The organism is Devosia submarina, from assembly GCF_003056345.1.
Taxonomy (GTDB): Bacteria; Pseudomonadota; Alphaproteobacteria; order Rhizobiales; family Devosiaceae; genus Devosia; species Devosia submarina.
In genome coordinates this window covers 252835-277821 of sequence record NZ_PYWB01000002.1, presented here as the reverse complement: position 1 = coordinate 277821, position 24987 = coordinate 252835, and the positions used below count along the sequence as shown (strand labels likewise).

The following is a 24987-nucleotide window of genomic DNA, read 5'->3' as shown; positions in this document are numbered from 1 at the left end:
ATCCATGGTGAGCCCCAACACCGCCCAGACCTCATGGTGAGCCTGTCGAACCACGAGGTCGCAGCCACCGCCAGCAAAGAAGATTGCCCATGACCATCTCGCTTTCCCTCGTCACCACCTGGAGCCCCGCAAAGGACGGCGAGCCCATGGGCTATGGCCTCGAGCTCACCAACAACGGCGACGAGCCGATCCGCGATTTCCAGCTCGGCTTTTCCGGCCCCGCTCGCATCGACCCCACCGCAACGCTCGAAAACGGCATCCTGCTGCGCCGCCTGTCCAACCACACCCTGATCGCCCCGCCCCAGGGCTTCGTCCTCGAGCCCGGTGAAAAATGGACCGCCATTGCCCGGGGCCTTTCCTATGGCCTGCGCCACTGGAGCGATGGCGCCAATTCCGCCTATGTGGTGCTCTCCGATGGCACCATCGTCACCCTCGCCACCACCCCGACCCAGGCCAAGGGCCACAACTCGCCCCTTCTCAAGGGCGCGGCCAAATTCCCCATCCCCCCCAAAGCCCCGGTCCCGCTCTCCATCATTCCTTGGCCCCAGTCGGTCGCCACCACCGGCGCGCGCACAGCCCCTCCCGGCTTTGACCTCCAGCCCCAAGGCGAGGGCGCCGGCCGTGCCGCCGCAGCCTTTGCGGGTCTCGTCGACGACCTCTTCCCCGTCGAAGGCATCGTCCGCCCCCTCTCCGAAGCCGGCATGCCCGTTTCGATCGTCCACAAGCCCGGCCTTGCCGCAGAAGCCTACGAGATCGGCTTCACCGCCGATAGCGCAACCGTCCATGCCACCACCCGCCAGGGCATGTTCTATGGCCTCGTGACGCTCGGCCAGATCCTGCGCGGCGCCCGCCAGCACCCGCAGACTTTTGTTTTCCCCACCGGCGGCACCATCACCGACGCACCGGGCTTCGGCTATCGCGGCTGCCACCTCGACGTCGCCCGCCAGTTCTATTCCACCGCCGAAGTGAGCCGCCTCATCAAGCTCCTCGCCTGGAACAAGCTCAACAAATTCCACTGGCACCTAAGCGAAGACGAAGCCTGGCGCCTCGAAATCTCCGCCTATCCGCAGCTCACCGAAATCGGCGCCTGGCGCGGCCACGGCAAGGCCTTGCCCCCGCTCCTTGGCTCCGGCCCCTATCCCACCGGTGGCTACTACAGCAAAAACGCCGTCCGCCAGATCGTAGCCCTGGCCGACAGCCTTGCCGTCTCCGTGATTCCCGAGATCGACATCCCCGGCCATTCCTATGCGCTTCTTCAGGCCTTACCGGAGTTGCGCGATCCCAACGAAACCGGCGAATACCAATCCGTCCAGGGCTTTCCCAACAATTCGCTCAACCCTGCCCATGAGCCCGTCTACCGCTTCATGGAAACCGTGATCGATGAAGTCCTCGAACTCTTCCCCGCCGGCATTTTCCACGTCGGCGCCGACGAAGTTCCGCTCGCCGCCTGGTCCGGCTCGCCCCTGGCGCTCGACATGATCGAAAAGCTCGGCGGCCCCGAAATGCGCCGCAAGCACGAGGCGCAGTTCAACCAGCTCGGCAACCACCACGGCGCCGACGAAATCGAAGGCTCGCCCACCGCGCTCCTGCAGGCCCATTTCATCCGCCGCGTCCACGACTACATTTCCTCCAAGGGCGCCATAACCGGCGGCTGGGAAGAGGCGGCCCATGGCGATGCGGTGGACAAAGGCAAGAGCTTTGTCATCGGCTGGCGCAATGTGGAGGTCAACGCCGAGCTCGCCGAGCGCGGCTACAACATCGTCGTCTCCCCCGGCCAGCGCTATTATCTCGACATGGCCAATGGCGTGGCCTGGGCCGAGCCCGGTGCCGGCTGGGCCGGCTGGTCAGGCCCGCAGGAAACCTATGAGTTCGAAGCCCGTGCCGGCTTCAGCGAGCATGCTCTGACCCATCTCCTGGGCATCCAGGCCTGCATCTGGTCTGAGTCCATGACCGACCGCGCGATCTTTGATCGCCTCGTTTTCCCGCGCCTCTCGGCCATCGCGGAATCGGGCTGGACCCTGCCCGAACGCAAGAGCTGGGACCGCTTCAAGGCCTTGGTCGGCACCATGCCCATCATGTATGGGCACTGGTCCGAGCACTAAGGGAAAAGCTTAGTGCGGCAGTCCGCGGGCACCGTCCGGGGATTGCCGCGCATCCCAGATATCCACGGCCCAGACCGGATCGACACTGGGCTTTTTGGGCGCTTCCGTGTGGCCCTGCAGCGCTTTGATAAAGGCCTGCGCCTCGGGGCTGAGATTATCCTGGGTCACGGCCGGGCGCGGCTGCAGGGCAGGAGCCTGCTCCGCCGACACATCGGGAGCCGCCTGCGCGTCCCTGGCCATCAGCCAGCGGCCAAGCAGCAAAAACAAAAGACCAGCCAGCGCACCGGCAGCCAGGGCAAGAAGAAGTTGAGTTTGCGCGACCATTAGCCTAGCCACCCCGTGTCATAGAGCAGACCTGAACTTGGCAGCACAACGCTCCAGGCCAGAAGCACGGTTCCAAATAGAAGCGCGGGAATAGCCGTCCTGCCTTGCCCATGGCAAATGTCTGCCCCTTTATTCGCAAGATGATTATTGCGGTGTAAACGGGCGCGAACAAGCAAGGCCGGCATGCGTAGTAAACCGTTAAGATTACTACGCAGCCTTTGATTTAAATCCTGCTGGAGCTTTGGCCGATCTACTCGGCCCAGGGGTTCTCCACCATGGGCCAGATCGTGCGGCGCGCCTTCTGGTAGGGCGTTGTCGCCGGCGTATTGGGATAGGGCTTGCCCGCCGCGCAATAGATGATCTCGCCGGCAATGCGCGAGAACGAGTCATAGAAATGATTGGTGGATTTGATCAGGAGGATTCTCCTGGACTTGGGATCAATGCCAAGAGCCGAAAACAGGCTCGGATCAAAGCTTTGCGCGCGCGTTGAATTGAGGATCACATCGATTCCGTCAAAGCTGATCCACGCCGCATCGCCAAAGGGGGCAAAACTTTCCCCGAACCGCATCTGGGCATCACGCACCAGCTTGCGCACCCGGACGCGCTTGTCGATCGGATCGCCCGTCAGCGGCGCCGACTTGGCCCCGAACCGCAGCGGAATCTCAGCGCCCTCTCCAGCCGCAAAACAGATCTGCACCGCGATCGGGTCCCAAACCGTTCCCACCGCCACATCTTGAACACCCCGCGCGATCAGCTCTCCCAGGATCACGGTAGCGTCTCCCGCCGTGCCCCCACCCGGATTGTCCCACACATCGGCAATCACCACCGGACCTTTGGGGGCCCTGAGCGCCGCCTCCACAGCTTCCTTCTCGTCGACCTGCGCCACCATGAAGGTGCCGCGCATAGAAAAAAGCTCGCGCCCCAGCTGTTCTGCCAGCGCCGCGCCCTGCGCTGCATTGTTATCGGTCACGGCAATGATCTTGGTGCCCATTTCGGGCACGTCCCCGGCCATGAACCCGTGGATCACCGACAGCGACAGCACGCCGGGCTCCGTCTTTTCCAGCTGGTAGAGCTTGTCCACGAACCCGCGCATGGGCTGCTTGCTGGTGGGAAACACATCGATCATCCGGCAATCGAACACGCTCATCACCGGCTTGATCTCGCCCTTAAGCGCCCGCACGGCGATAGCCCACAAATCCCGCGCTCGATCAACGAAATCGATGTGGGGGAATTCCTTGAACGCAACGAGGAAATCAGCCGCCCCCACCCGCTTGGCCGTGAGATGGCTGTGGGGATCAAGCTCGGCGCACACCAGCACATCGGGCCCCACGAGCTTGCGCACCCGCGCCAGAAAATCCCCTTCCGGATCATCATAGCCCTGCGCCACCATGGCCCCATGTAGCCCCAGCACCACGGCATCCACCGGCATCGCCGCCTGAAGCTGCCCCAAGATCTCGTCGCGCAGCTCTTCAAAGGTCGCGCGCGCAATCAGCCCCGCCGGATCGGCCCAGCTGGCGCTGCCCTCGACCAGCGTCCAGCCCTCCCGCGCACACACCTCCCGCCCCACGGTAATCGGCGCCGTGCACAGGGTGGGCGTCGCCGGATGCTCCCCTGGCCGCGCATAAAGCGACGCCTCGAAAGCCCGCTTGTCGATGGCTATGGGCGAAAACGTATTGGTCTCAGTGGCCAGGGCAGCAGTAAAAATGCGCAATTGGTGCTCGTCGTAAGCGGAAGACAATTATCTTGCTGACCGCCCGATGGAAAAAGCGATCAAGGCGCGGGGCGAGAGTGATTACAACCGACCTTGCCCCACCTGCGATGTCACCCCGGCCTTGAGCCGGGGCCCATCCCGAGATGGCACCCCCGCCGCAAGGTCATGGTGCAATCCCAACCTCTTGCGGTGCTGGCTCGATCTCAAGATGGATCCCGGCTCAAGGCCGGGATGACACCGCGGCGGCGGGATGATCGATTTAACCGATCTCACACGCGCTGCTTCCGTCATCCTACACAAGCAAGGCGCCCCAATCACGTAAGAAATTTACAGAATCGAGTGCGAAATACTCCACACATCAGCCTCTCCCTCGCCTAAACTCCCTATCAGCGAAATTCCGTTACAAACTAGAAAAGGGAGCCCACCATGCCGATCAAACGCTACGGAGCCGAAAAAACCGGTGCCGGCGGCCAGAACCTGCCCTTCGCCCGCGCGGTGGAAGCCGGTGGTTGGCTCTATGTGTCCGGTCAGGTTGCCATGAAGGACGGCGAGATCGTCCGCGGCGGCATCGTGGAAGAAACCCATCTTACCATCCAGAACATCATCGCCATTCTCGAAGAAGCCGGATACGGGCTCGAACACGTGGTGCGCTGCGGCGTCTGGCTCGACGATCCCCGCGATTTCTGGAGCTTCAACGGCGTCTACAAAAGCTATTTCGGCGAGCATCCTCCCGCCCGCGCGTGCGTGCAAAGCCATATGATGGTCGACTGCAAGGTCGAAATCGAATGCGTGGCCTATAAGGGGTCGTGAGAATATTGGGCACGACCTCGTCCTTCGACAGGCTCAGGATGAGGTCTACTCTACCATCAGTACACCTCAGTTGATTTCATTGGACCCCCACACCACCAGTAGACCTCATGGTGAGCCTGTCGAACCACGAGGTCGTGTCACAATGCCAGCCCGAACACGAAACAGCACCTCCCCCTGGACGGGCTTCGAGCCGTCCCGCAGGGCGAATCGCTCCAGTGGAGCGATTTGAGGTGAGAAAGCCATGAAAGCTATGCTCGAATGGCGGGTGGGAGGGGGTGGTGAGAGCCCTGATATTAGGACCAGCCCACCCCCACCCTTGATCCCTCCCCGTAAGGGGGAGGGTGTCGACTGCACCATCCACCGACACAAAAGAGCCGGAGCCCACCATGACCAATCCTTTCCGCCTGGATGGCAAGAGCGTCCTCATTACCGGCGCCGGTGGCGGCATCGGCCGCGCTCTGGTGGAGGCCTTCCGCACTGCCGGAGCCAGCATCATCGGCGTTGACCGTGAGCCGGGCATGCTCGAGGGCCTCGATCTCGCTCACACGATCCTGTGCGATCAGGCTGATCCCAAGGACACACGCCTCGCCATCGAACAACATTTGATGCAGCACGGCGCGCCCGATGCCGTCGTCTCCAATGCCGGCTGGACCCGCGCCGAAGTGCTCGAGCAGGTGGACGACGATGTATGGGCCAGCGAACTCGCCATCAATTTGGGCGGTGCCTATGCCCTGACCGACCCCATCATCAAGGCAATGGCCGCCCGCGGGCAGGGGAGCCTCGTCTTCATCGCCTCGGTCAATGCCCTGGGTCATTACGGTAATCCCGCCTATTCCGCCGCCAAGGCGGGCCTTGTCGCCTATAGCAAGGCCATCGCCGTTGAGCGCGGCAGGAACGGCGTGCGCTCCAACGTTGTCTGCCCCGGCTCGGTACGAACCCCCGCCTGGGATCATCGCCTCGAGGCCGATCCAACGCTTCTCGATAATGTCTTGCCCCATTATCCCCTGGGTCGCATGGTGTCGCCCGTTGAGGTGGCTAATGCCGCCCTGTTCTTCTGCTCCGACGCATCCTCTGGTATCACCGGCACCGTCCTGCCGGTCGATGCGGGGCTCACCGCCGGAAATCTGCGCTTCGTCGATGATGTCCTGAGAACCAAATGACCGCTTTTTCCCAGCTCGAAACCCCAGCCGTCCTGATCGATGTCGACCGCATCGAAGCCAATCTGCGGCGCGCGCAGGATTATGCCGATAGCCATGGCCTCAAGCTCCGCCCCCACATCAAGACCCACAAGCTGCCCCGCTTTGCCAAACGGGCAATGGAGCTGGGCGCCGTTGGCATCACGGTCCAGAAGCTTGGCGAAGCCGAAACCATGGCCGACGCCGGCATCACCGAGATTTTCCTCCCCTACAACATCATCGGTCCGGCCAAGCTCAAGCGCCTCCGGGCTCTCGCCGATCGCGTCAACATCTCCGTCACCGCCGACAGCGCCGAAACGGTCGATGGCCTGTCCTCCACTTTCGCCGATAGCGCCAAGCCGCTCACCGTTCTTGTGGAATGCGATACCGGCATGGGCCGCTGCGGCGTTCAGACCCCCGAAACCGCGCTCGCGCTGGCGCACAAGATCAGCCAGTCCCCGGGCCTCCTCTTTGGCGGCCTCATGACCTATCCCGCAGCCGGCCAGGTCGAAGCCAACCAAAGCTGGCTCGCCGCCGCCCGCGAAAAACTCACCGTCGCTGGCCTTGCGTCCCCTATCATCTCCAATGGCGGCACGCCCGACCTCTGGCGAGCCCACGAAGTTACCGCCGCCACCGAGCATCGCCCCGGCACCTATATCTACATGGACCGTTTCCAGGTGGGCAAAGGCGTCGGTGAGTGGACCGATTGCGCCCTGACGGTTCTCGCCACTGTCGTCAGCCGCCCCACCGAGAACCGCGCCATCATCGACGCTGGCTCCAAATCCCTGACCTCCGACACGCTAGGCCTCCAAGGCTTTGGCCTTATTGAAAACTATCCCGACGCCGTCATCACCGGCTTGAGCGAAGAGCACGGCACGATCGACCTTTCCAACTGCCCCATCAAACCCGCCATCGGCGAACAACTCCGCATCATCCCCAACCACGCCTGCGTCGTCAGCAACCTCTTTGATGAAGTGACGCTGATCTCGGGCTCGGAGATTATCGAAACCGTCCCGGTAGCGGCTCGCGGCAGGGTGGACTAAACCGACTTAACTGACGACTACCGCCCCATCATCACCTACGGTGTCACCCCGGGCTCGACCCGGGGCCCATCCTGAGATCTCAAGATGGATCCCGGATCAAGTCCGGGATGACACCGTGCGAATTTATAGCTTCATCCAACTGGATTCTCCGGAGCCTCACCGTGTCCCGGCTCGACCCTGGAGCGGGCGAGTGGAGCATCCAGTCGACACCTCCCCCTCCCCAGGGGGAGGATCAAAATGGGCCTCGCCTCGGAACAAACGGACCTAGTCCAACCCCAACTCCGCCCGCACCTTCCGCGTCAACCGCGCCGCCACCAGCCGATGCGCCTCCCGCACATAGGCCTTCATCTCGTCCTCGCTCAGCGGACTGCTTGCCGACACCGCCACCCACCCCGCCCGCGCGAAATAGGGCGCCGGACGGACCCCCTCCAACTCGCACAGCAATTCATACGCCATGGGTGACGCCTTGAACCAGATCTCGCCCGGATCCTTGTCGAGCAGCGCAAACACCTTGCCCCCGACCTTGCCCACGGAATCATCGCGCCACTGGCGCACCAGCGTCGCGCCCGGCAAGCCGAGGATAAACGCCTCGAACATTTCGCGATGCATAATGGGGTGAAACGCTAAGCTCAACGTTAACAGTCTGCTAGCAAAAAAGCCGATCCGGTGAACCGGGATCGGCTTGGATGAAACGAAAAAATCCCGAGCACTATTCCGTCGCGGCCGTCACGCCCAGCCCGGTCGGACAGGACACGCCCGTTCCTTGTAACCCGCAGTAGCCATTGGGGTTTTTGGCCAGATATTGCTGATGGTAGGTCTCGGCGTAAAAGAATTCGGCAGCCGGTGCGATCTCCGTCGTAATCGGCCCCAAACCCTTCTTGTTCAACGCATTCTCGTAGGCATCGCGACTTTTCTTCACGATCTCCTCCTGGGCGGGGGAAGTCGTATAAATTGCGGATCGGTACTGCGTGCCCACATCATTACCTTGGCGCATCCCCTGCGTCGGGTCATGTTCTTCCCAGAACGTCTTGAGCAGCGTCTCGAGGTTGATCTTGGCCGGGTCGAACACGACCTTGACGGCTTCGGTATGCCCGGTAAGCCCCGAGCAGACTTCCTCATAGGTCGGATTCTTGGTTGATCCGCCCTGGTAGCCCACGGCCGTCACCACCACGCCGGGCAATTCCCAGAACAGCCGCTCGGCGCCCCAAAAGCAACCAAGCCCGAAATAGATAATTTCCGAACCCTCGGGATAAGGATCCTTGAGGGAAGCGCCATTCACGAAATGCTGAGCCGCCACGGGCATTTGCGTGTCGCGGCCAGGAAGGGCTTCGCTGGGGGAAGGAATGGTCGAGGGCTTGGATCTGAAAAACATCTTGTTTCCTTTCACGACACAATTCGGCAACCAAGAACGCTTCGGGCGTCCTTTCAGATCTGGTCCTGCCGCAAGAAGCGCTCCCGCCGCGGCGTCCGGCCCGCCAGCGCCACGATGATGCCGGGGATCCCGAACACCGCAAACGCCGGATAGGTCAAAAGCGTATCGAGCCCATTGTCCAACAGGTCCGCAAAGAACCGGCTGGCAAAGAAAGCCCGCACCCCATCCAGGCTCGGCGCATGCACTTGCGTCCAAAGATCGCTGAGGCTGGTAAACACCAAAGCACTGGCGCCCAACGATTTTGTCCCATCGATAACAAGCAGGACCAGCGCCAGGCCAATCAGCCAGGTGCCCAATATTCTCAAGATCAGCCGCATCCAAATTCCCTGTGCCGACGGGGATAAGAACAAGGCCGAGCTGCCTTTTTTATCCTGCGGACAAAGGCGTTTGTGCCACGCCCGCTAGGCTTCTCACAAGATGGGAAGCGCTTTAGGCAAAAACAATCGTGATCCCAGCGTCGTGAACGCTTGCGTCCGGCCCGCCGATAAGTATATTGCGCCTCGCTCGCGCCGGCCACCAGCCGGCCCTCCGGAGTTTTCCATCCGGAGATTAGGCGATGCGGAGAGATGGCCGAGTGGTCGAAGGCGCACGCCTGGAAAGTGTGTAGGCGGGGAACCGTCTCAAGGGTTCGAATCCCTTTCTCTCCGCCACCCCCCTTCTAAAATGCCCGTGATCTCAAAGACCTAGCAGCGGCCTGTTCCCATATGGGAGCAGTTTGTAACCACGGAGTTGCGTGGTCACATCTGCGAAATGGCTGTCTGTCGCTGGATCTAAATGGGATTGTCGCGACGCCTATATCGCCGTAGTCCCACACCTCATGCATCGCATAGATGCAGCCATGAGCGGCAAGCTCGGCTGTAAGAAAGAGCGCCGTCGCTGTCCGCCTATCCGGCCTAGCGCAGCTGGGACCCCGGAGATGGCGAGGGCAGGGTATTGCCCGTGTGCTGAAAGCCAGCGCGCATGGGAGCAGACCGAATCCCGGGCGCATTCAAGCTGATCAAGTGGGATAGTCGGGCGCCAGCATCCAAGCTCCTGCTGTGGATAACCGCTTTGGCAATGGGACCGATCTCTACAGCCTGGACTGCCGACTTGGACTGGAAGCGCGCAGAGCCTGTAAGCAGAGCATGGGCTGTATAGGGACCCAGCAAAAAGACGAACAGAAATGCCACCAGCGGATAGCGCATTGCTCCGGGACCTCACCGCAGCTCGGCACCTGCCGAAAACCGCGCATGGACACTCGCCCAAGAACAAGAACAGGCCGTGAGGCTTTAAGTTGCAGTTTTACGCATCTTGCGGGAATCGGCGAAAGCAATGCTGAGCACGGATTCCAACGTCAGGTATGATCGTGCAATGCGGAACAGGGTATAATGCGGCAGTCCGAGCAATGCTCCTGGGCGGCCATTGGCGAGAGCTGCGAAGGCCGCCATCAGCATGGGTGCTCCTAATAGGACAGCGAGCGCAGCGCTAGCGGTAAGCGTTGCTTCCTGCTCAAAGGCGAAGCCGAGATGGAGCAGGCTGAACAGCGCCAATGGCACCATCATGGCCCGGCGCGCTGAATTGAGCAGCATGAATGGAAGGATGATCTTGCCGCGCATGGAGAAGCGCCAGCTATCGAGGTAGTTCCGGTTGCGGGCACTGACGTGATAAACCGAGCGGAACCAGCGCATGCGCTGTTCGCGCAAGTGCCGGTAGGTCACTGGTACTTCCGAAACATAGACCACTGATGGATCGCCAACGATCCGATAGCCCATTTCACCGATGCGCAGGGAAACGTCGGTGTCCTCGCCATTCATGCCGGTGACGAACCCGCCCGCCGCGCGCACAAGACGAGTGCGATAAGCCGCGAACATGCCGGGCACACCCACTATGGCGTCGGTTGCGCCATACGCAACCTGGTAATAGCCGTGCTTGAGCAGCACTTCGAGCGTACGGGCCCGATCAAACGGACCATCTCCCGGCGCCAAGGGCAATCCTCCAACAATGCCGACACCCTGGCGGGAAAAATGACGCATGGCGCGGCGAAGTGTTGGCGGCTGAACCTGCGTATCGGCATCGATGCGGATCATGAAGGGCGTATCCACCTCCATGACCCCGCGGTTGAGAGCCTTGGCCTTGCCTGGCGTCGGCACATCGACGACCCGCCCCCTGAGATGCCTTGCCTTGTCGAAGGCGAGCCAAGTAGCCTTGATCGTGTCGTCGCTCGAGCAGTTGTTCAGCACCAGAACCAGCACCTCGCCGCCATATTGGGCTGCCGAGGCATCCAGGCTCGCAATGGTGCGGCCGATGACGTGGCCCTCATTATGTGCCGGCACGATCACCGTGACCGGCGGGGTAAACACGACCTTGCGCCGGATGATCGCCTGGACCGTGCCGTCGATATAAAGCAGCAGAAACAACATGGGCAGGAAAAGAAAGACGCCCGGTCCCGTTCCGCCCAACAGCGCGATGTCCCGCAAGCGTTCGATGATGAAGAGGTCCAGACGGTCGACCTGAACCGAAAGCACAATGGCGATTGCCACAGCAATACCCAGCCTTAGTGCTCCGCGACCCTTGTATCGCCGTCCCACAGGGGTGCTGGCCCTCTGGGGCATGCTGCCGTGGTCCAGCAGCTTGAGCGAAAACACGAAATAGCCGAACAGGCCCGAAAGGATTTCCACCACATGCAGCGAATAGATGAAACCAAAGGCTTCGTAGAGAACGACGTTGAGCAGGTCGAAGGCGCAGCAGATGAGGATGAACAAGGACGTCATCTCCACCAGCAATTTGAGCTTGCCCAAAGAGGTCGCGCCTACGGCCGCCGTAAAGGCGAGGTAGAAGCTGAGGATGAAGATGCGTAGAGGGATGGAATGGGTGCCCATATAGGGCGAAAAGACGAAGTCGTGATTAGGAAAGGTCTCGACAAGCCACGGCACGGTGTTGACCGCAAACAGTGTTATGGAACTGAACAAGGTGAACAGCAGCAGCACAAGAGGCGCCGAAGTAAGCGGCAACGGACGCGTCAGCGTCGCCGGGGCACTGTCGACTGACCAATATTGATGGCCGGTTGGCGGCAGGTCACTGCGGGGACGGGCTTTGGACAAGGATTGCCAAACTGGTTGAATGCATTCGCTCCAGAACGCTCGCCGGGTCCAGAGCCTTCAGGTCATGCAAGTTAAGGGAGTCAGCCGCTGTTCCGCCTCGGGAAATGATGATCCAGGCGTCCTGGTCGGGCGCGCTCGCTTGAGGCTGCTGCAACATTTCGGCAAGCTTGTCTTTGCTGAGGGCCGTCAGGGTCATGGGCGGGGCCTCGGGCTGGAAGGTCACATTGGCCTCCACTGGCAGGAACTGGGCCAGTGCGGTCGCTAGACGGGTGGCCTGGGTGGCATTGAGCGGCGCCTGATTGCCAGGCGTAACAAAGGAGGCGGTCGCCAGTCGCCGCACCAAAGCGCCCCAACCGGTGCTGGGTTGGGATGCTGATGCGACCAACCGGCTCTGCGGCATTAATTGTGCCCGCGCATCAGGAGCAGCCCGGCAGGCGCCCTGGACCGGTGATGTATCGACCAGCTCGACTTCGATGGTGTTATTCAGACCCTGAAGCGCCACCGGCAAGTCAATCGCTAGGGATATATCGGGCACGTTGCCGGGCAAACGCGCCGTCTGCAGCAGATTGCCGTTGAGCGAGACGCGAACGATCCACTCATTTCCGTCCGCCAGCTGGCTGGCGCGCAACGCCAGCTCAAAGCTGGTTGGCGTAAGCCCCCCAGGCAAGTCGGCGATCGGGTAGGAAACAGTCCAGCTCTCGGTGCCGTTGAAATTGCGAGCCATGGTTTGTTTGGTGAGGCCTGCCGCTGGAATGGGCCACTGCTCAAACAGATCACGAGTCTCGGCGCGGCGGAATTCGATAGCCCGGCGCAGGCCCAGCAGCCCGTTCAGCACGATATTGCCACCGCTATCGAGCTCGACCGGGTTCGGCGCAGTTGCATTGTCGGTTACGATGACCCGCCCGGGTGTCACTTTGTCTTCAACCAGGATCGCGGATACGCCGGCACGGGCCATATGCTGGGCACCCCAGACAGCAACGATCTGGTCTTCCGGATCTTCTCCCAAATAGATATTCAATGGATCGGCGGCAGCAATCAGGGCAGTCTGGGGATCCCGCTCCGCTTGCAACGTGGTCAGCACAATTGCACTTTCGGGTAAAAGGCTGATCGCGATCCCTGCATTGGCCGCTTCACTGGGGCACATCTGCCCGTCGTTGCCTGTTCCGCGCGAGGTCAACTCCACCAGAACGGTGTTTGCCAGAAGATCGCTCTGGGTGAGCGGAATGGTCACGTCATAGGCGTTGTGGCCTGTGTCGATCACGATTTCACTGCGCTGCCTGCCATTGACTGCAATGCTGAGCAATCCGGTGCTGCCCTGGGCCAGTTGTGCGTCAAAGCGCAAATCGAGCTGGCCATCGACATAGCTGCCCACCAAAGGCACCGAAAAAGGCACGGTCGTCCGATCGCCGTAACCTGTCAGACCGACCCAATCTGCCGGCCGCGCCCGGGCAATCCGCAGGGTCGTTGTTTCCAGTTGGGGGGTGCTTTCCCCTCTGCCAAAGCCAGTCAGGTCAACAAAGCCGCGACTAACCGCGCCGCTCGCGCCGGACACAAAGGCCGTCACACCATAGCGGAAGGCGCTGTCACGGGAGTAGATCATGGCAAACCCGACTATGGCAAATACCAGGATTGCCAGGCCCAGGAGCCGCAACAGGTCGCGCATTACTTGGTTATGCCCTCGCCAAGGCCCGGCACGAGGCCCGGGCGATTGTCACGCGTCCACAGTGAACGGGCCGGTACCACTTCAGGATTGAAGCGATCCTTGTAGCGTTCCACGATTTCCAGCGTTTCGTTCAGCAGCGCATCTTTGAGCAGGATGAGGTCCAGTCCCAACCCGCGGAATGTTTGGTTCGATGCACGCAGCGTGTTGCTTTCACCCTCCTTGCGAGGATTGTCAACATTGGCAATGGGAACGCCAGTTATTCCGGCGACCATGGCGGCGACTGCCCGCACGCTCTGCGTTTCGGCCAATTGATTGGTGATGCGCACCCTGTCGCCCGGGGGAGGCGGGTTGTTCAGGGCAAGGGACACGCAACGCACCGTATCCTGGATATTGATGAAGGCCCGTGTCTGCCCGCCGCTGCCATGCACGGTCAATGGATAGCCGTTGACCGCCTGTACAAGGAAGCGGTTGAGCACCGTGCCATAGTCCCCGTCATAATCGAAGCGGTTGACCAGGGCGTCATCGAGCCGGGTTTCCTCGGTCTGGGTGCCCCAAACAATGCCTTGGTGCAGGTCAGTGATCCGCAGCCGGTCATTGCGGGCATAAAACTGGAACAGCAGCTGATCGAGCGACTTGCTGAGGTGATAAACGCTTCCGGGCTGTGTGGGATAAAGAATGGAACGAGGGAGAGACTGCCCCGCTTGGTTGGACACAGTTACATCCAGATAGCCCTCTGGTATTTCAAGCCCATCACCATCATAGCCATAAACGCCCATGGTTCCCAAATGCACCAGATGCGTGTCGAAGCCGAGATCCACCAATGCCACGAGCAAATTGTGGGTGGCATTGATGTTGTTGTCGATCGTGTAGCGCTTGGTTGCCGCATTGCGCATGGAATAGGGCGCTGCACGCTGCTCGGCAAAATGCACCACAGCATCGGGCGCCTGCTCGGCCAGCATGGCTGCCAAGCCGTCGTAATCCCGAGCAATGTCAATATTCTGAAAGGCAATAGTCCTGCCACTCACGCGCTGCCACGCCGCGAGCCGCTCCTCGATTGCAGTTATGGGGGTAAGGCTTTGGACCCCTAGCTCTTGATCGATCCGCCGGTGCGACAGGTTATCGACAATGGTGACCGAATGACCGTCCCGCGACAGCCGCAAGGCTGTAGGCCAGCCGCAAAAGCCATCACCGCCCAGAACCACGATTTTCATCCAGACCTCCACTACTTCTAACTAGACGTTTGCGGTGCCAAATGGTTCGGCTTTATCTCCCCTGGATGAGAGGCTCGAGCCGAAACGCCACCATCGCACGACATCGGCAAGCTGCGTGCCGGGAGCCGCCCGGTGTTCCCAACTGGTGCTGGCTAGAGGCAAGAAAAGCTTAATAGTGGGCTGCCAATTGCGGAAATCATGCTCTGGGCAAGGGGCTCAGACGCCGCTGCTGCTGGCTCGACAAAGGCAAGCAAGGTGAGTATCGGACTCGTCCGCTTTCAGAAGCTGTCGACGCTCACCCCAACGAGCTCGGTGGATGGCGCCACCACCGTTCCTAATCATGTTTGTAACCATAAGGGCACAAAGCAGTACTTTTCCGGTGACACCCGTCTAACCTCCCTGACGATGCGCCGGCGCATGGAAGTTGCGGACCCACGAGAGTAATTTGAGCCTTTTCAGTGTTCGGCAGAAACTGTTCAGCAACCAGGCACTGGATGCAGTCGGAAGCCTTGCAGCCCGCTTGCCGCAGCTGGCGAGCCCATCCTTTCACGTCATGGGGCTACGCATTGCTGGCGCGGGAATTGCGTTGGCAGCTCAAGTGTTTGCTTCGCGAGTCATGGGAGCCGAAGAGTTCGGGCGCTATGCCCTGGTCCTGGTCTACCTGCTGCTGCTGGGGCATTTCGGCACGTTTGGGACAGCGCAGCTGCTTTGCCGTCTGCTTGCTGATTATCTTGAGCGGGGTGAGCAGGGCAGGGCGCGCGGACTTCTGATTTTTGCTTTGGCCTTTACCGCCGCTGTTTCCTCGATAGTGATCGCAGCTGCCGCTGCCCTGATCTATAGCCCGCTTTCGCCACTGGAGCCTGGGTATGTTGTATTAGCTAGCCTTGCGCTTGCGGGGATACCGCTGCTGGCCCTGCAGGATTTTCTGGAAGCCATCGCGCGCGGCCTGGATCGGCCAAATCTGGGCATCGGCCCGGCCTATCTGCTTCGACACCTAATCATCATTATCGGGTTGAGCGCCCTTGCGGCACTCGGCCTGGGTGCGGATGCGAATACGGTTATGGCGCTCACTGTCCTAGGACTGATCCTGAGTGTTGCCATCCAGTTCGCGCTGCTAAAGGTCCACCTCCGCGCTGCTCTTGGTGACGCCCGACCAATCTACTCAATACATCAATGGACCAAGACGGCACTGCCGATCGCGAGCATAGATGTTGCCGAAGTTCTGTTCGCCAATGCCGACATCCTGATCCTGGGGTTCTTTGCCCCACCCGAGGCGGTGGCGCTTTACTTTGCGGCCTCGCGCATCGCGCAGATCCTGGCCTATGTGCCCTATGGTGTCACCGCCGTGACCGCCCAAAAATATGCCAAGCTCGCTGCCACGAACGAACTCGAGAAATTGCAGTCGCTGATCCGGCGGTCCGCATTGTTGTCCACCACCGTGTCGGCAGCAGGAGCCGTCCTGCTTTTGCTGGCTGGGGGATTGTTGCTTAACCTCTTTGGCTCAGACTACGGGCAGGCGCACTATCTGGTCCCTGTTCTATGCTCGGGCATTGTCATTGCCTGCCTGCTGGGACCCGGGGAAGACGTTCTGACCATGCTGGGCAAGGAGCGCCTTTGTTCTCTAGCGTTTCTGCTGGCACTGGTGGTGAACATGGGTGTTGCTGTCAGCCTGGTACCCTTGTTGGGGCCGCTGGGCGCAGCTCTGGGGCTCGTGGCAGGATTGACGGTACGAGGCATTCTGCTCGCGTGGTTTGCTCAAAGCCAGCTTGGTTTGGTGCTGCCGGTGTTTGGCCAGATAAGGCCTCGTGGAGGGGAGCTTTGATCATGAAACCAACGACGAGTGCGCCAAAACTGATCCTTGAAGTTCTCGACGAAAAGGACATCCGCAATATCGAAGCTGCGGCATGGGACGAGCTTTCCCGCAATGCGCTGGACGAGAATCCCTTCTATGCTCGTTCCTATGTTCTGGCGGGCCTGAACACCATTGACCGGGCATCAGGGCTTCGCGCCGTTTGTGTTCGCAGCGAGGACGGAAGCCAACTGCTCGGCATGTTTCCGTTCCGTCTAAAGCAGCTTCCTCTCACGCGCGCCGTCGCGGCAACCAATCTGTATCAGTTCTGCAGCCAGCCCCTGATCAACAAGGACCGGGCGGACGATGTGATCGTCGCCTGGAGCGATGCCATTCGCACGAGTCAGATCCCGCGCCGCTGGAGTTTTCCGCATGTGGACCTTTGCAGCCGCTTCGCCCAACGCTTGAACTTTCTGGCGGGCACCAGCTCGCTGCGCTGCCTGCCGCTGGCAAATTATAGGCGCTCCCGGCTCACCCGCTCATCGTGCGACTTTGCCGAGCATCTGCGTTCAACCGTGTCCAGGAGCCGGGTGAAGGATATTCAACGCACAATTCGCCGGCTCGAGGAATTGGGCGAGGTGCGCTTCGAGCGGGCAGCCGATCCCGCTCTGGTGACGCAACGCATCGAACAGTTTCTTGCCGTCGAGCATGCCGGCTGGAAGGGTAAGGCTGGCACCTCTTTCCTGTCCAAGCCCCAGCATGCGCGCTTTGCCCGCCAAGCCTTTTGCCCAAGAGACGGCCAGACATCGGTCGATAGCCTGTTGCTGGATGACAAACCAATTGCGCTAAGCATCAACATGCAGGCCGGCGAAACGATCTTCACGCCCAAATGTGCCTATGACGAGCGCTATCGCAAATTTAGTCCAGGCTTGGTGCTGGAATATATGATCGTCGAAGCCTTTTACGCCGGCACTGACTGCACGGACATGGACTCGTCCACCACCGCCGATGGTCATGTCATCCAAGGCTTGTGGAACGGTGATGTGCCAATGGGCACTCTAGTCGTGGGACCCAGAAATTGGGGCACCGACTGTATCGCGCGGCTGCACACCGTTGGCTGGGCTGCACGGCAACGTGCCAAAACCTTGGGCAAGGGTGCGATCGCCCATGCTCAAGGCCTCGCCCGGACATGGCGCAGGCATGTCCAAAGGCTTAGCGCAAACATCTTCATGGGCAGCACTGGCCTCGTCCATACTCTAGAACACGTGCTGACCCAGCCGATTTGATGTTTGCCGGAGCAGTCTCCTGGGGCGGTGCAAACCCGAAAGAGAAAAGGCCGCCCGAGGGCGACCTTCAAAAGCTTTATATGTATGAAGCGTATTAGCGGTGGGCGGCGTGGCCGACACCATTGTGGGCGTCATAGGCGGAATGCTTCTGGGTGGTCAGAGCAACACCGATTTCAAGCGCGCCGAGCACAACGTGCGGCATCCACATCTGGTCGGCAAAGCCGAAGAGCCATGGCGAAACGGCCAGGAGCAGGCCGACGACGACGTCCGCGCCAATATGAATTGGCATGGGGATGATTTTTGCGACGCTGAGTTCATACTTGGTAATCAGGCTGGTCATCAAGACCACGATACCCAGGATAACTGGTACCCAGAGCGCTGCCGGCTCTACGGCACCGAAGTTGAAGAGAAATGGGACAAGAATAAGCGCCAAGCCCATAAGGTAGTCGATGATACCATGCGTGCGTGTGTTGATCATCTGAGCCTCCAGTGTATTTATCTGCTGCAAATCCAACGGAAATTTCCCCGAACGGTTCCCACGGCATCCGGCCCGCCCATTGAACTTGGGAGCATTTGAATGCCGCAGCGCTCCCGCCTTTGCCTTATTCTGACTGCAGGCCGCCTCCTCGCCGCAAGCGCCATCATCCCTGCCGGTGACATCGCCTTGGTCCTGCTCGAAAGCGGCTTGTCGGTGCCCTTGCAAATCTTGCTTCACGCGGTGAGCAGTGCCCTACTCCTGACGCTTTCTATCCTCCGCCCACGCGAGGGATCACTGCCACACGCTTGAATGCCCCATTGCCCTCGCGTCCACACTGGCGAATATGCCACCAGGCTTTCGCCGAAGCGCGATTCCATGAGCAATCAGGGCTGACCCACCAGATGCCAAAGAAAGGAACTCCAATGAAGCTCGAAACCCTCGCCTTGCACCACGCCTACAATTCGGATCCCACGACCAAGGCCGCAGCCGTGCCGATCTACCAGACCACCTCCTATACGTTCGATGATACGCAGCACGGCGCCGATCTCTTCAACCTGGCCGTGCCGGGCAATATCTATACCCGCATCATGAACCCCACCACTGCCGTGCTGGAGCAGCGCGTTGCCGAAATGGAGGGCGGCATTGGCGGTCTGGTGGTTGCCTCGGGCATGGCGGCGATCACCTATGCCATCCAGGCTATCGCCGGCGTCGGTGACAACATCGTCTCGATCAGCCAGCTCTATGGCGGCACCTATAATCTATTCATGCACAGCTTCCCGCGCCAGGGCATTGAAGTGCGCCTTGCCGACGCCGGCAATATCGATGCGATCGCCGCCCTGATCGACGACAACACCAAGGCCGTGTTCTGCGAGTCCATTGGCAACCCTGCCGGCAATGTAGTCGATATCGAACTCCTGGCCAAAGTCGCCCATGCCCATGGCGTGCCGCTGATCGTCGACAACACGGTGGCCACGCCTTTCCTCTGCCGCCCCATCGATTTCGACGCCGACATCGTCATTCATGCGCTCACCAAATATATCGGGGGCCATGGCAATTCGATCGGCGGCATCATCGTCGATAGCGGCAAGTTCGACTGGGTGGCCAACAAGGCCCGCTTCCCGGTCCTCAACGAACCCGATCCGTCCTACCATGGCGTGGTTTATACCGAGGCGCTGGGCCCTGCAGCCTATATCGGCCGCTGCCGCGTCGTTCCCCTCCGCAACACGGGCGCAGCGCTCTCGCCGCACAGCGCCTTCCTGTTCCTCATGGGGCTGGAAACATTAGGCCTGCGCATGGAGCGCCATTGCGAAAACGCGCTCAAGGTCGCCCAATATCTTGAAAACCACCCCAAGGTCAGCTGGGTCAATTATGCGGCCCTGCCCACCAGCAAATACAATGAGGTGGCCAAGCGCATCACCAAGGGGCATGCATCAGGCATTGTCAGCTTTGGCATCAAGGGCGGTGCAGAAGCGGGCGGCAAGTTCATCGACGCTTTGGGCATGATCCTGCGGCTGGTCAATATAGGCGACGCAAAGTCGCTCGCCTGCCATCCGGCATCCACCACTCACCGCCAGCTTGCCCCCGAGGAACTGGCCCGCGCCGGCGTGTCCGAAGACCTCGTGCGCCTCTCGATCGGCATCGAGCATATAGACGACATCATCGCCGATATCGACCAGGCCCTTGCCAAGGCATGATCCCGCGGCCGGCCACTTCGGTGGCCGGCTCTCTCCTATGCTTGCGAAGCTACCTTTTCTGCAACGGAACGCGCCTTGATGCTCAAGGCGATCTGGGCTTCAAAAACCGTGCCGTTCTCGTTCCGGAAGGCATAAGTTCCGCCCATCTGCGCCACAATGCCGTTGATGAGCCGCATGCCCATGCTTTTGCTCGGAACCGGCTCCGTCATTCCGGGCCCATTGTCCCGCACAACCAGATTGGCGAGGCCATCCTCACGTGGCGAAAGCTCGACCGTGATCAGCCCGCCGCCCTCCGGAAGGGCATGCTTGAACGCGTTGGTGACCAACTCGCTCAGCAACAGCGCCAGCGGGGTTGCATGGTCCCTGTCCACCGCCATGCTGGCGATGTTCAGCTGCAGCTCTGCGTCAGAACCATAGGCGCGCACCACTTCCCTCAATATGGCTGGGATGAACTCCTTGGCGTCGATATCCTCATAGCGATCGGCCATGTAGATATGCTCGTGCATGGCCGCCATTGCGGCAAACCGGCTCTGCAAATCGCGCTTTGCGGTTTCCGGCATGTCCTGCATCCGCACGAGTGCCTGCACCGATTGAAGGTTGTTTTTCACCCGGTGGTGGATTTCGCGAAACAGCATGGTGTTGAGGTCAACCGAGGCCTGTAGCTCCTCCGAACGCCTGGAAGCCTTGTTGAGGAGGCTTATGATCCAGAAACATCCCAGCACCAGCCCGATCAGCACGGGTGATACAATAAGGATCAGGATGATGATGCCGCGCTGGAACTGATCCCAAGCTTCGTCGGTCGCAATGGAGGCTAGCGCTATAATGGGGGTTCCCGGCACGGTCTTGTAACTGACGACGCGCGCCACGCCATCTACCGGCGAAACGGCGGAAACATATGTGCCTTCGGGGCTAGACAGGAGATATTCGGTGAAAAGGACATGGTTCTTCATGTCCACCGGTTCCCCCGCAGGTGGGTGCCGGGCCATCAACTGTCCGTCATTGCGGATCAGGCTGATCGTTGACCCCGGATCAAGGTCTACCGTAGCAAATATTTCCTGCAGCAGGCTTTCAGGGAAGGAGAGCATGATCGCGCCTGCAAAAGCGCCGCCGCGCTCGACCCTTTTGCTGACCACAAAGATTGATTCACCTGTGATTTTGCTTTGGAGAAGCGCCGATGTGTAGAATGGGCGGCCGCTTTTCACAGCCTGAAAATACCCGCGATCGTCCACCGAAACGCGTTCCGCTCCGGAAATAGTGGAGTAAACCATGTTCCCAGCGGCATCGACGATGTAGATTTCCGTGCCGGCAGGAAGGTCGTTCAGCAATAGCGCCATCTTGTCGGGTTCGCTGAAAATGGTTTCGCCCAGTTCCACATCGGCAAGCCGAAGCGTCTGGATAGCCACCTCCCAGATCCAGAAGGTGTTGGCGCTGACAACCTTGGCAGCATAGCTGGAACGATCGGCGAAGCGCTCGTGCTGCCGTTCGATGCCTTGCGTGACGTAGTAGGCGAACAGCCCCACAAACAGCGCCAGGAACAGCGTAAACAGCCCGACAGCTAGCTGAGTGGGGGAGACGCCCCTCCAAGTCCGTGCTTTCAACGCTCTGCCCCTCCGCCGGGCAAGATGCTACCCCAAAGAATTGACCATATCATTGCTGCCGCGGCTCTTATGCGCCGATTTCCTGCAGACGCTTCGCCTGCCGCGCCAAAAGCCGCTCAACATCGGCAATGTCGAGTTTGCCAAGGGAGCCACCTGGTTTGCGGAGGGTCGCCGAAGCAATGACGCCGCGCTTAGCCAATACATATTTGCGCACCGCGAGACCCAATCCCTGCTGCTGCTCGTAGCGAGCCAGCGGCAAATAGGCATCGAAAAGGTCATGCGCGCGCTCCACCTCGCCCTTTCCATAATGCTCGACCACGCCAACCATCATCTCGGGGAAGCAGAAGCCGGTCATCGCCCCATCGGCGCCGCGGCCCATTTCCTCGGGCAAAAACAGCCCGCCATTGCCGCACAGGATCGAGATGCGGCGCGTTTCGCCCTTGTCACTCGAGGCACGTAGGGCACTGATCTTGTTGAGCCCCGGCCAGTCCTCATGCTTGAGCATGACGCAAGTCGGCACGTCGCGGATGATACGATCGATCACCTTGGGCGCGATCGTCACATTGGTGGTCAGCGGATAATCCTGCAGAACCCAGGGCGTCTTGCCCAAAGCCTCACCAACGGACACGTAGAAGCTATAAGCCTGATCGTCCGTCTTGGTGGTCCAGGGTGGCGCCACCATCACCCCCGCGGCGCCCATGTCCATCACGGAATCGGCGAGTTCGCGCATGGGCGCAAGGCCGGGTGCCGAAACACCCACAACGATGGGCATACGATTGCCCACCCGGTCCAGTACGCGCTTGGCGATTGCGCGGGACTCCTCCGACGTCAGCTTGGGCGCCTCGCCCAACTGCCCCAGGATCGTCATGCCGGAAACGCCCTTTTCCTCGTAGAAGTCGACCATGCGGTCAACGCTTGCCCAATCCACCTCGCCCTCGGGCGTGAAGGGCGTTACGGCGATGATGTAAACGCCCTTGGCGTCTTCTGTGAGGAGGGACATGGTTGTTTCCGTGCGTGTGCGTCACGGCAAACCAGTACAAGGATTTAGGTGCCGGGGTGAAGAGCAGATCGTGCGCTCTCCCGCTTGGGTGGGGGAGGCGGGAGCCGATGCTCCCGCCAGTCGTTCTAGGCAGCAGCCCGGTTGGCGAATTCTTCGGCCATCTGGGTCAGCAATTCGTCGGTCTTTTCTTCTTCCGCCAGCGTCTGCTCGAGCAGCTTGACGGCGTCATTGAGCCCGAGCTGCGCTGCCCATGAGCGCAACGTGCCATAGCGGGCGATCTCGTAGTGCTCCATCGCCTGCGCGCCGCTGATCAGCACGGCGTCTGCAGCCTCGCTGTCCTTGAAGTCCTCGATGTGTTCCTCGAGCTCTGCCATCAGGCCCTGGATAGCCTCGCAGGTCTTGCCACGCGCAGCCTTCCCGAAAATCTCGAACACTTGCTGCAGGCGCTCCACCTGCTGCGCACTTTCCTCTTCATGGCGCTCGAGAGCCTCCTTGAGCTTTGGCTCCTGCGCAGCCTTAGCGGCTTTTTTGAGCGCCCGCACGGAGGTCCGCTCGGCGAAATAGATATCCTTCAGGCCTTCGTAAAAAGCATCTTCAAGGGTCTTGGGGTTCGCCATGGCGCTATCCTCTTGTGTTTTGCTTGTTGCCTCCCAACAGCAACCCGTCCCAAAACGTTCCCCGCTTAACAGCACCTTCCCCTACTTCAGCCCTGAAACTTCCACGAGGTGATTAGCCGGTGGGAGGCCAACAAAAAAATGTTTATCGACCCTGCTGAAAAACGATCCAGCCGCGTTGTGCGGTTTTGCCGGAGCCCTTGCCTATGACCACTGCCCAGCTTCTCGCCTTTGCCGTCATCGCCGCGATGATGGTCGCTTTTGTGTGGGGGCGCTGGCGCTACGATCTTGTTGCAGCAGGCGCTTTGCTCGTGGCAGTTGCCGTGGGGATCGTTCCGCCCGACGCGGCATTCTCCGGCCTTTCCGACGACATTGTCGTTATTGTCGGCAGTGCCCTCGTGGTCAGTGCAGCTGTTGCCCGAAGCGGCATCATGGAAGTCGCCGTGCGCCGGTTTGCCCCGGGGGTGAGCACGCCGCGTGCCCAATTGATCCTGCTTGTGCTGGTCGTTACCGTGCTTTCGGCCTTTATCAAGAATATCGGCGCCCTGGCGATCATGATCCCCATCGCGTTCCAGATGGCACGCAGCTCGGGCGTGTCGCCTTCGATGTTCCTGATGCCCATGGCCTTCGGCTCGCTCCTGGGCGGCCTCATGACCCAGATCGGCACCTCCCCCAACATCATCGTTTCACGCGTGCGGGAGGACCTGACCGGCACGCCCTTCACCATGTTTGACTTTACCCCCGTCGGCGCCACCCTTGCCGCAGTTGGAATCATCTTTCTGGCGCTGTTTTACTGGCTCCTGCCCGTCCGGTCGCGCGAAGGCCGCTCCATGGACGAGGCCATCGAGATCAAAAACTATACGACCGAAGTCCATGTCCCCATGGAATCGCCAAGCGTGGGCCAAACTATTGGCGAGCTGCAGGGCCTTGGCGGCGGGCGCGCCATGGTCATCGGCATCATCTCTGCCGACGGCAAGCATCGACGGCCCCTGCCAGACTCCATTATCCGCGAAGGCGATCTTCTGCTTGTGGAAGGCGATCCCGACGCGCTCGACAAGATGGTTGCGCAGGGCAAGCTCGTCTTTTCCGAACGGCGGGACGCGCAGGTCGCCTCGGAAAACACCGGCGTTGTCGAAGCTGTCGTGGGCGAGCATTCAAGCCTCATCGGGCGTAGCGCGCGCGAGTTGACCCTGTTCGACACGACCGGCCTTAATCTCCTTGCCGTCAGCCGGCGCGACAAGCGTTTCACCGAACGCTTGGGTGAGATCAAGTTCCAGAATGGCGACGTTATCGTGCTGCAGGGCAACATGGATCAACTGCCCGAACTGCTGCGGCAGTGGAATTGCCTGCCGCTGGTTGAGCGTCATCTCAAGCTCGGTACCATCCGCAATGGCCTTGTGCCGGTTGTGATCCTGGCCCTTGCCATGGGCAGTACGGCGCTCGGCCTTGTGCCCGTTCCTCTGGCATTCTTTGCCGCGGCGGTCCTGATGGTCGTCACCCGGACGGTCCCAATGCGTGATGTTTATTCGTATCTCGATGCACCCATCCTGATCATGCTGGCAGCCCTGATCCCGGTGAGCGACTCCCTGCGCACCACGGGAGCAACCGATCTCATCGCCGGTTGGCTTTCCAGCACGGCAAGCATCCTGCCCTCCTATGGCGCCTTGGCTCTCATCATGGTGGCGGCCATGGCCGTGACGCCGTTTTTGAACAACGCCGCTACCGTGCTGGTGATGGCCCCAATCGCCGCCACCTTTGCGGCGGACCTTGGCTATCGCCCTGAAGCCTTTCTGATGGCGGTGGCAATTGGGGCCGGGTCCGACTTCCTCACCCCCATAGGTCATCAGTGCAATACGCTTGTCATGGGGCCCGGTGGATACAGGTTCGGCGACTATTGGCGCCTCGGCCTGCCGCTCTCGCTGCTGGTGGTTCTTGTATCCGTGCCCATGCTGCTGCTGGTCTGGGCTCTATAAGGCC

The 24987-nt window shown here is 60.6% G+C and carries 21 protein-coding genes and 1 tRNA gene; 10 read left to right on the top strand and 12 right to left on the bottom strand.

The genetic code is table 11. The features are described 5' to 3' along the window. The first annotated feature begins 89 nt into the window (after positions 1–89). The gene (locus DDE77_RS03890; RefSeq protein WP_108396121.1) at positions 90–2102 is read left to right on the top strand and encodes a beta-N-acetylhexosaminidase; all 2013 of its coding nucleotides are present in this window, start codon (positions 90–92) and stop codon (positions 2100–2102) included. Positions 2103–2111: 9 nt separating this feature from the next. Here DDE77_RS03890 and DDE77_RS03885 read toward each other — a convergent pair whose 3' ends face one another. Both DDE77_RS03885 and DDE77_RS03880 read right to left on the bottom strand, forming a co-directional pair. Further along, complete coding sequence (locus tag DDE77_RS03885; RefSeq protein ID WP_108396120.1) at positions 2112–2426, bottom strand: hypothetical protein; 315 nt, start codon at positions 2424–2426, stop codon at positions 2112–2114. A gap of 250 nt (positions 2427–2676) precedes the next feature. After that, on the bottom strand, positions 2677–4137 hold the full coding sequence (locus tag DDE77_RS03880; protein ID WP_108396119.1) for a M81 family metallopeptidase: 1461 nt from the start codon (positions 4135–4137) through the stop codon (positions 2677–2679). A gap of 426 nt (positions 4138–4563) precedes the next feature. On the opposite strand from DDE77_RS03880, the gene DDE77_RS03875 reads away from it, so the two are divergent. The 3 genes from DDE77_RS03875 to DDE77_RS03865 all read left to right on the top strand — a co-directional run bounded on the left by DDE77_RS03875 (position 4564) and on the right by DDE77_RS03865 (position 7165). Next, positions 4564–4947 carry a RidA family protein gene (locus DDE77_RS03875; protein WP_108396118.1) on the top strand — a complete coding sequence of 128 codons (384 nt, stop codon included), beginning with the start codon at positions 4564–4566 and terminating at the stop codon, positions 4945–4947. A gap of 386 nt (positions 4948–5333) precedes the next feature. Further along, positions 5334–6107: an SDR family oxidoreductase gene (locus DDE77_RS03870; RefSeq protein ID WP_108396117.1), complete on the top strand. Its 774-nt coding sequence runs from the start codon at positions 5334–5336 to the stop codon at positions 6105–6107. Then, entirely contained in the window at positions 6104–7165 is a 1062-nt protein-coding gene (locus DDE77_RS03865; protein ID WP_108396116.1) for a D-TA family PLP-dependent enzyme, read from the top strand. The genes DDE77_RS03870 and DDE77_RS03865 overlap by 4 nt, the downstream gene beginning before the upstream one ends. Positions 7166–7429: 264 nt before the next feature. On the opposite strand, the gene DDE77_RS03860 is transcribed toward DDE77_RS03865, so the two are convergent. The 3 genes from DDE77_RS03860 to DDE77_RS03850 form a co-directional block, all read right to left on the bottom strand. Further along, positions 7430–7798 carry an MmcQ/YjbR family DNA-binding protein gene (locus DDE77_RS03860; protein ID WP_245895073.1) on the bottom strand — a complete coding sequence of 123 codons (369 nt, stop codon included), beginning with the start codon at positions 7796–7798 and terminating at the stop codon, positions 7430–7432. Between the two features lie 76 nt (positions 7799–7874). Beyond that, positions 7875–8537, bottom strand: a complete 663-nt coding sequence (gene msrA, locus DDE77_RS03855; protein WP_108396114.1) for a peptide-methionine (S)-S-oxide reductase MsrA — start codon at positions 8535–8537, stop codon at positions 7875–7877. 53 nt (positions 8538–8590) lie between these two features. Next, the gene (locus DDE77_RS03850; RefSeq protein ID WP_108396113.1) at positions 8591–8914 is read right to left on the bottom strand and encodes a hypothetical protein; all 324 of its coding nucleotides are present in this window, start codon (positions 8912–8914) and stop codon (positions 8591–8593) included. Between the two features lie 243 nt (positions 8915–9157). Here DDE77_RS03850 and DDE77_RS03845 point away from each other — a divergent pair. Then, positions 9158–9247 (top strand) — tRNA-Ser (locus DDE77_RS03845). A 618-nt stretch (positions 9248–9865) separates the two neighbouring features. On the opposite strand, the gene DDE77_RS03835 is transcribed toward DDE77_RS03845, so the two are convergent. From DDE77_RS03835 to DDE77_RS03825, 3 genes are read right to left on the bottom strand one after another with little or no spacing between them, the layout of a single operon-like run. Continuing rightward, positions 9866–11677 (bottom strand): glycosyltransferase family 2 protein, encoded by a 1812-nt coding sequence (locus DDE77_RS03835; RefSeq protein ID WP_108396111.1) that lies wholly within the window; start codon positions 11675–11677, stop codon positions 9866–9868. Next, positions 11652–13340, bottom strand: a complete 1689-nt coding sequence (locus DDE77_RS03830; RefSeq protein WP_108396110.1) for a hypothetical protein — start codon at positions 13338–13340, stop codon at positions 11652–11654. The genes DDE77_RS03835 and DDE77_RS03830 overlap by 26 nt, the downstream gene beginning before the upstream one ends. Further along, the gene (locus DDE77_RS03825; RefSeq protein WP_108396280.1) at positions 13340–14551 is read right to left on the bottom strand and encodes an NAD-dependent epimerase/dehydratase family protein; all 1212 of its coding nucleotides are present in this window, start codon (positions 14549–14551) and stop codon (positions 13340–13342) included. The genes DDE77_RS03830 and DDE77_RS03825 overlap by 1 nt, the downstream gene beginning before the upstream one ends. Positions 14552–14996: 445 nt before the next feature. Between DDE77_RS03825 and DDE77_RS03815 the strand changes: the two genes are divergently transcribed. Together DDE77_RS03815 and DDE77_RS03810 are read left to right on the top strand one after the other, a co-directional pair. Next, a complete protein-coding gene (locus DDE77_RS03815; protein ID WP_108396108.1) occupies positions 14997–16373 on the top strand; it encodes a lipopolysaccharide biosynthesis protein in 1377 nt (458 codons plus the stop codon). Positions 16374–16375: 2 nt separating this feature from the next. Beyond that, positions 16376–17626 carry a GNAT family N-acetyltransferase gene (locus DDE77_RS03810; protein WP_108396107.1) on the top strand — a complete coding sequence of 417 codons (1251 nt, stop codon included), beginning with the start codon at positions 16376–16378 and terminating at the stop codon, positions 17624–17626. Positions 17627–17720: 94 nt separating this feature from the next. On the opposite strand, the gene DDE77_RS03805 is transcribed toward DDE77_RS03810, so the two are convergent. Next, positions 17721–18104, bottom strand: a complete 384-nt coding sequence (locus DDE77_RS03805) for an SPW repeat domain-containing protein (protein ID WP_108396106.1) — start codon at positions 18102–18104, stop codon at positions 17721–17723. 99 nt (positions 18105–18203) lie between these two features. Here DDE77_RS03805 and DDE77_RS03800 point away from each other — a divergent pair, with 99 nt between their 5' ends. Continuing rightward, positions 18204–18413 (top strand): hypothetical protein, encoded by a 210-nt coding sequence (locus DDE77_RS03800; RefSeq protein ID WP_108396105.1) that lies wholly within the window; start codon positions 18204–18206, stop codon positions 18411–18413. Between the two features lie 113 nt (positions 18414–18526). Further along, on the top strand, positions 18527–19798 hold the full coding sequence (locus DDE77_RS03795) for an O-acetylhomoserine aminocarboxypropyltransferase/cysteine synthase family protein (RefSeq protein WP_108396104.1): 1272 nt from the start codon (positions 18527–18529) through the stop codon (positions 19796–19798). Between the two features lie 35 nt (positions 19799–19833). Here the strand turns inward: DDE77_RS03795 and DDE77_RS03790 are convergent, their stop codons facing one another. From DDE77_RS03790 to DDE77_RS03780, 3 genes are all read right to left on the bottom strand, one after another. Continuing rightward, positions 19834–21396: a sensor histidine kinase gene (locus DDE77_RS03790; RefSeq protein WP_108396103.1), complete on the bottom strand. Its 1563-nt coding sequence runs from the start codon at positions 21394–21396 to the stop codon at positions 19834–19836. 67 nt (positions 21397–21463) lie between these two features. Beyond that, entirely contained in the window at positions 21464–22396 is a 933-nt protein-coding gene (locus tag DDE77_RS03785; protein WP_108396102.1) for a dihydrodipicolinate synthase family protein, read from the bottom strand. A 125-nt stretch (positions 22397–22521) separates the two neighbouring features. After that, on the bottom strand, positions 22522–23013 hold the full coding sequence (locus DDE77_RS03780) for a YciE/YciF ferroxidase family protein (RefSeq protein WP_108396101.1): 492 nt from the start codon (positions 23011–23013) through the stop codon (positions 22522–22524). A gap of 203 nt (positions 23014–23216) precedes the next feature. Between DDE77_RS03780 and DDE77_RS03775 the strand changes: the two genes are divergently transcribed. Next, positions 23217–24983: an SLC13 family permease gene (locus tag DDE77_RS03775; protein WP_108396100.1), complete on the top strand. Its 1767-nt coding sequence runs from the start codon at positions 23217–23219 to the stop codon at positions 24981–24983. The last annotated feature ends 4 nt before the right edge of the window (positions 24984–24987 follow it).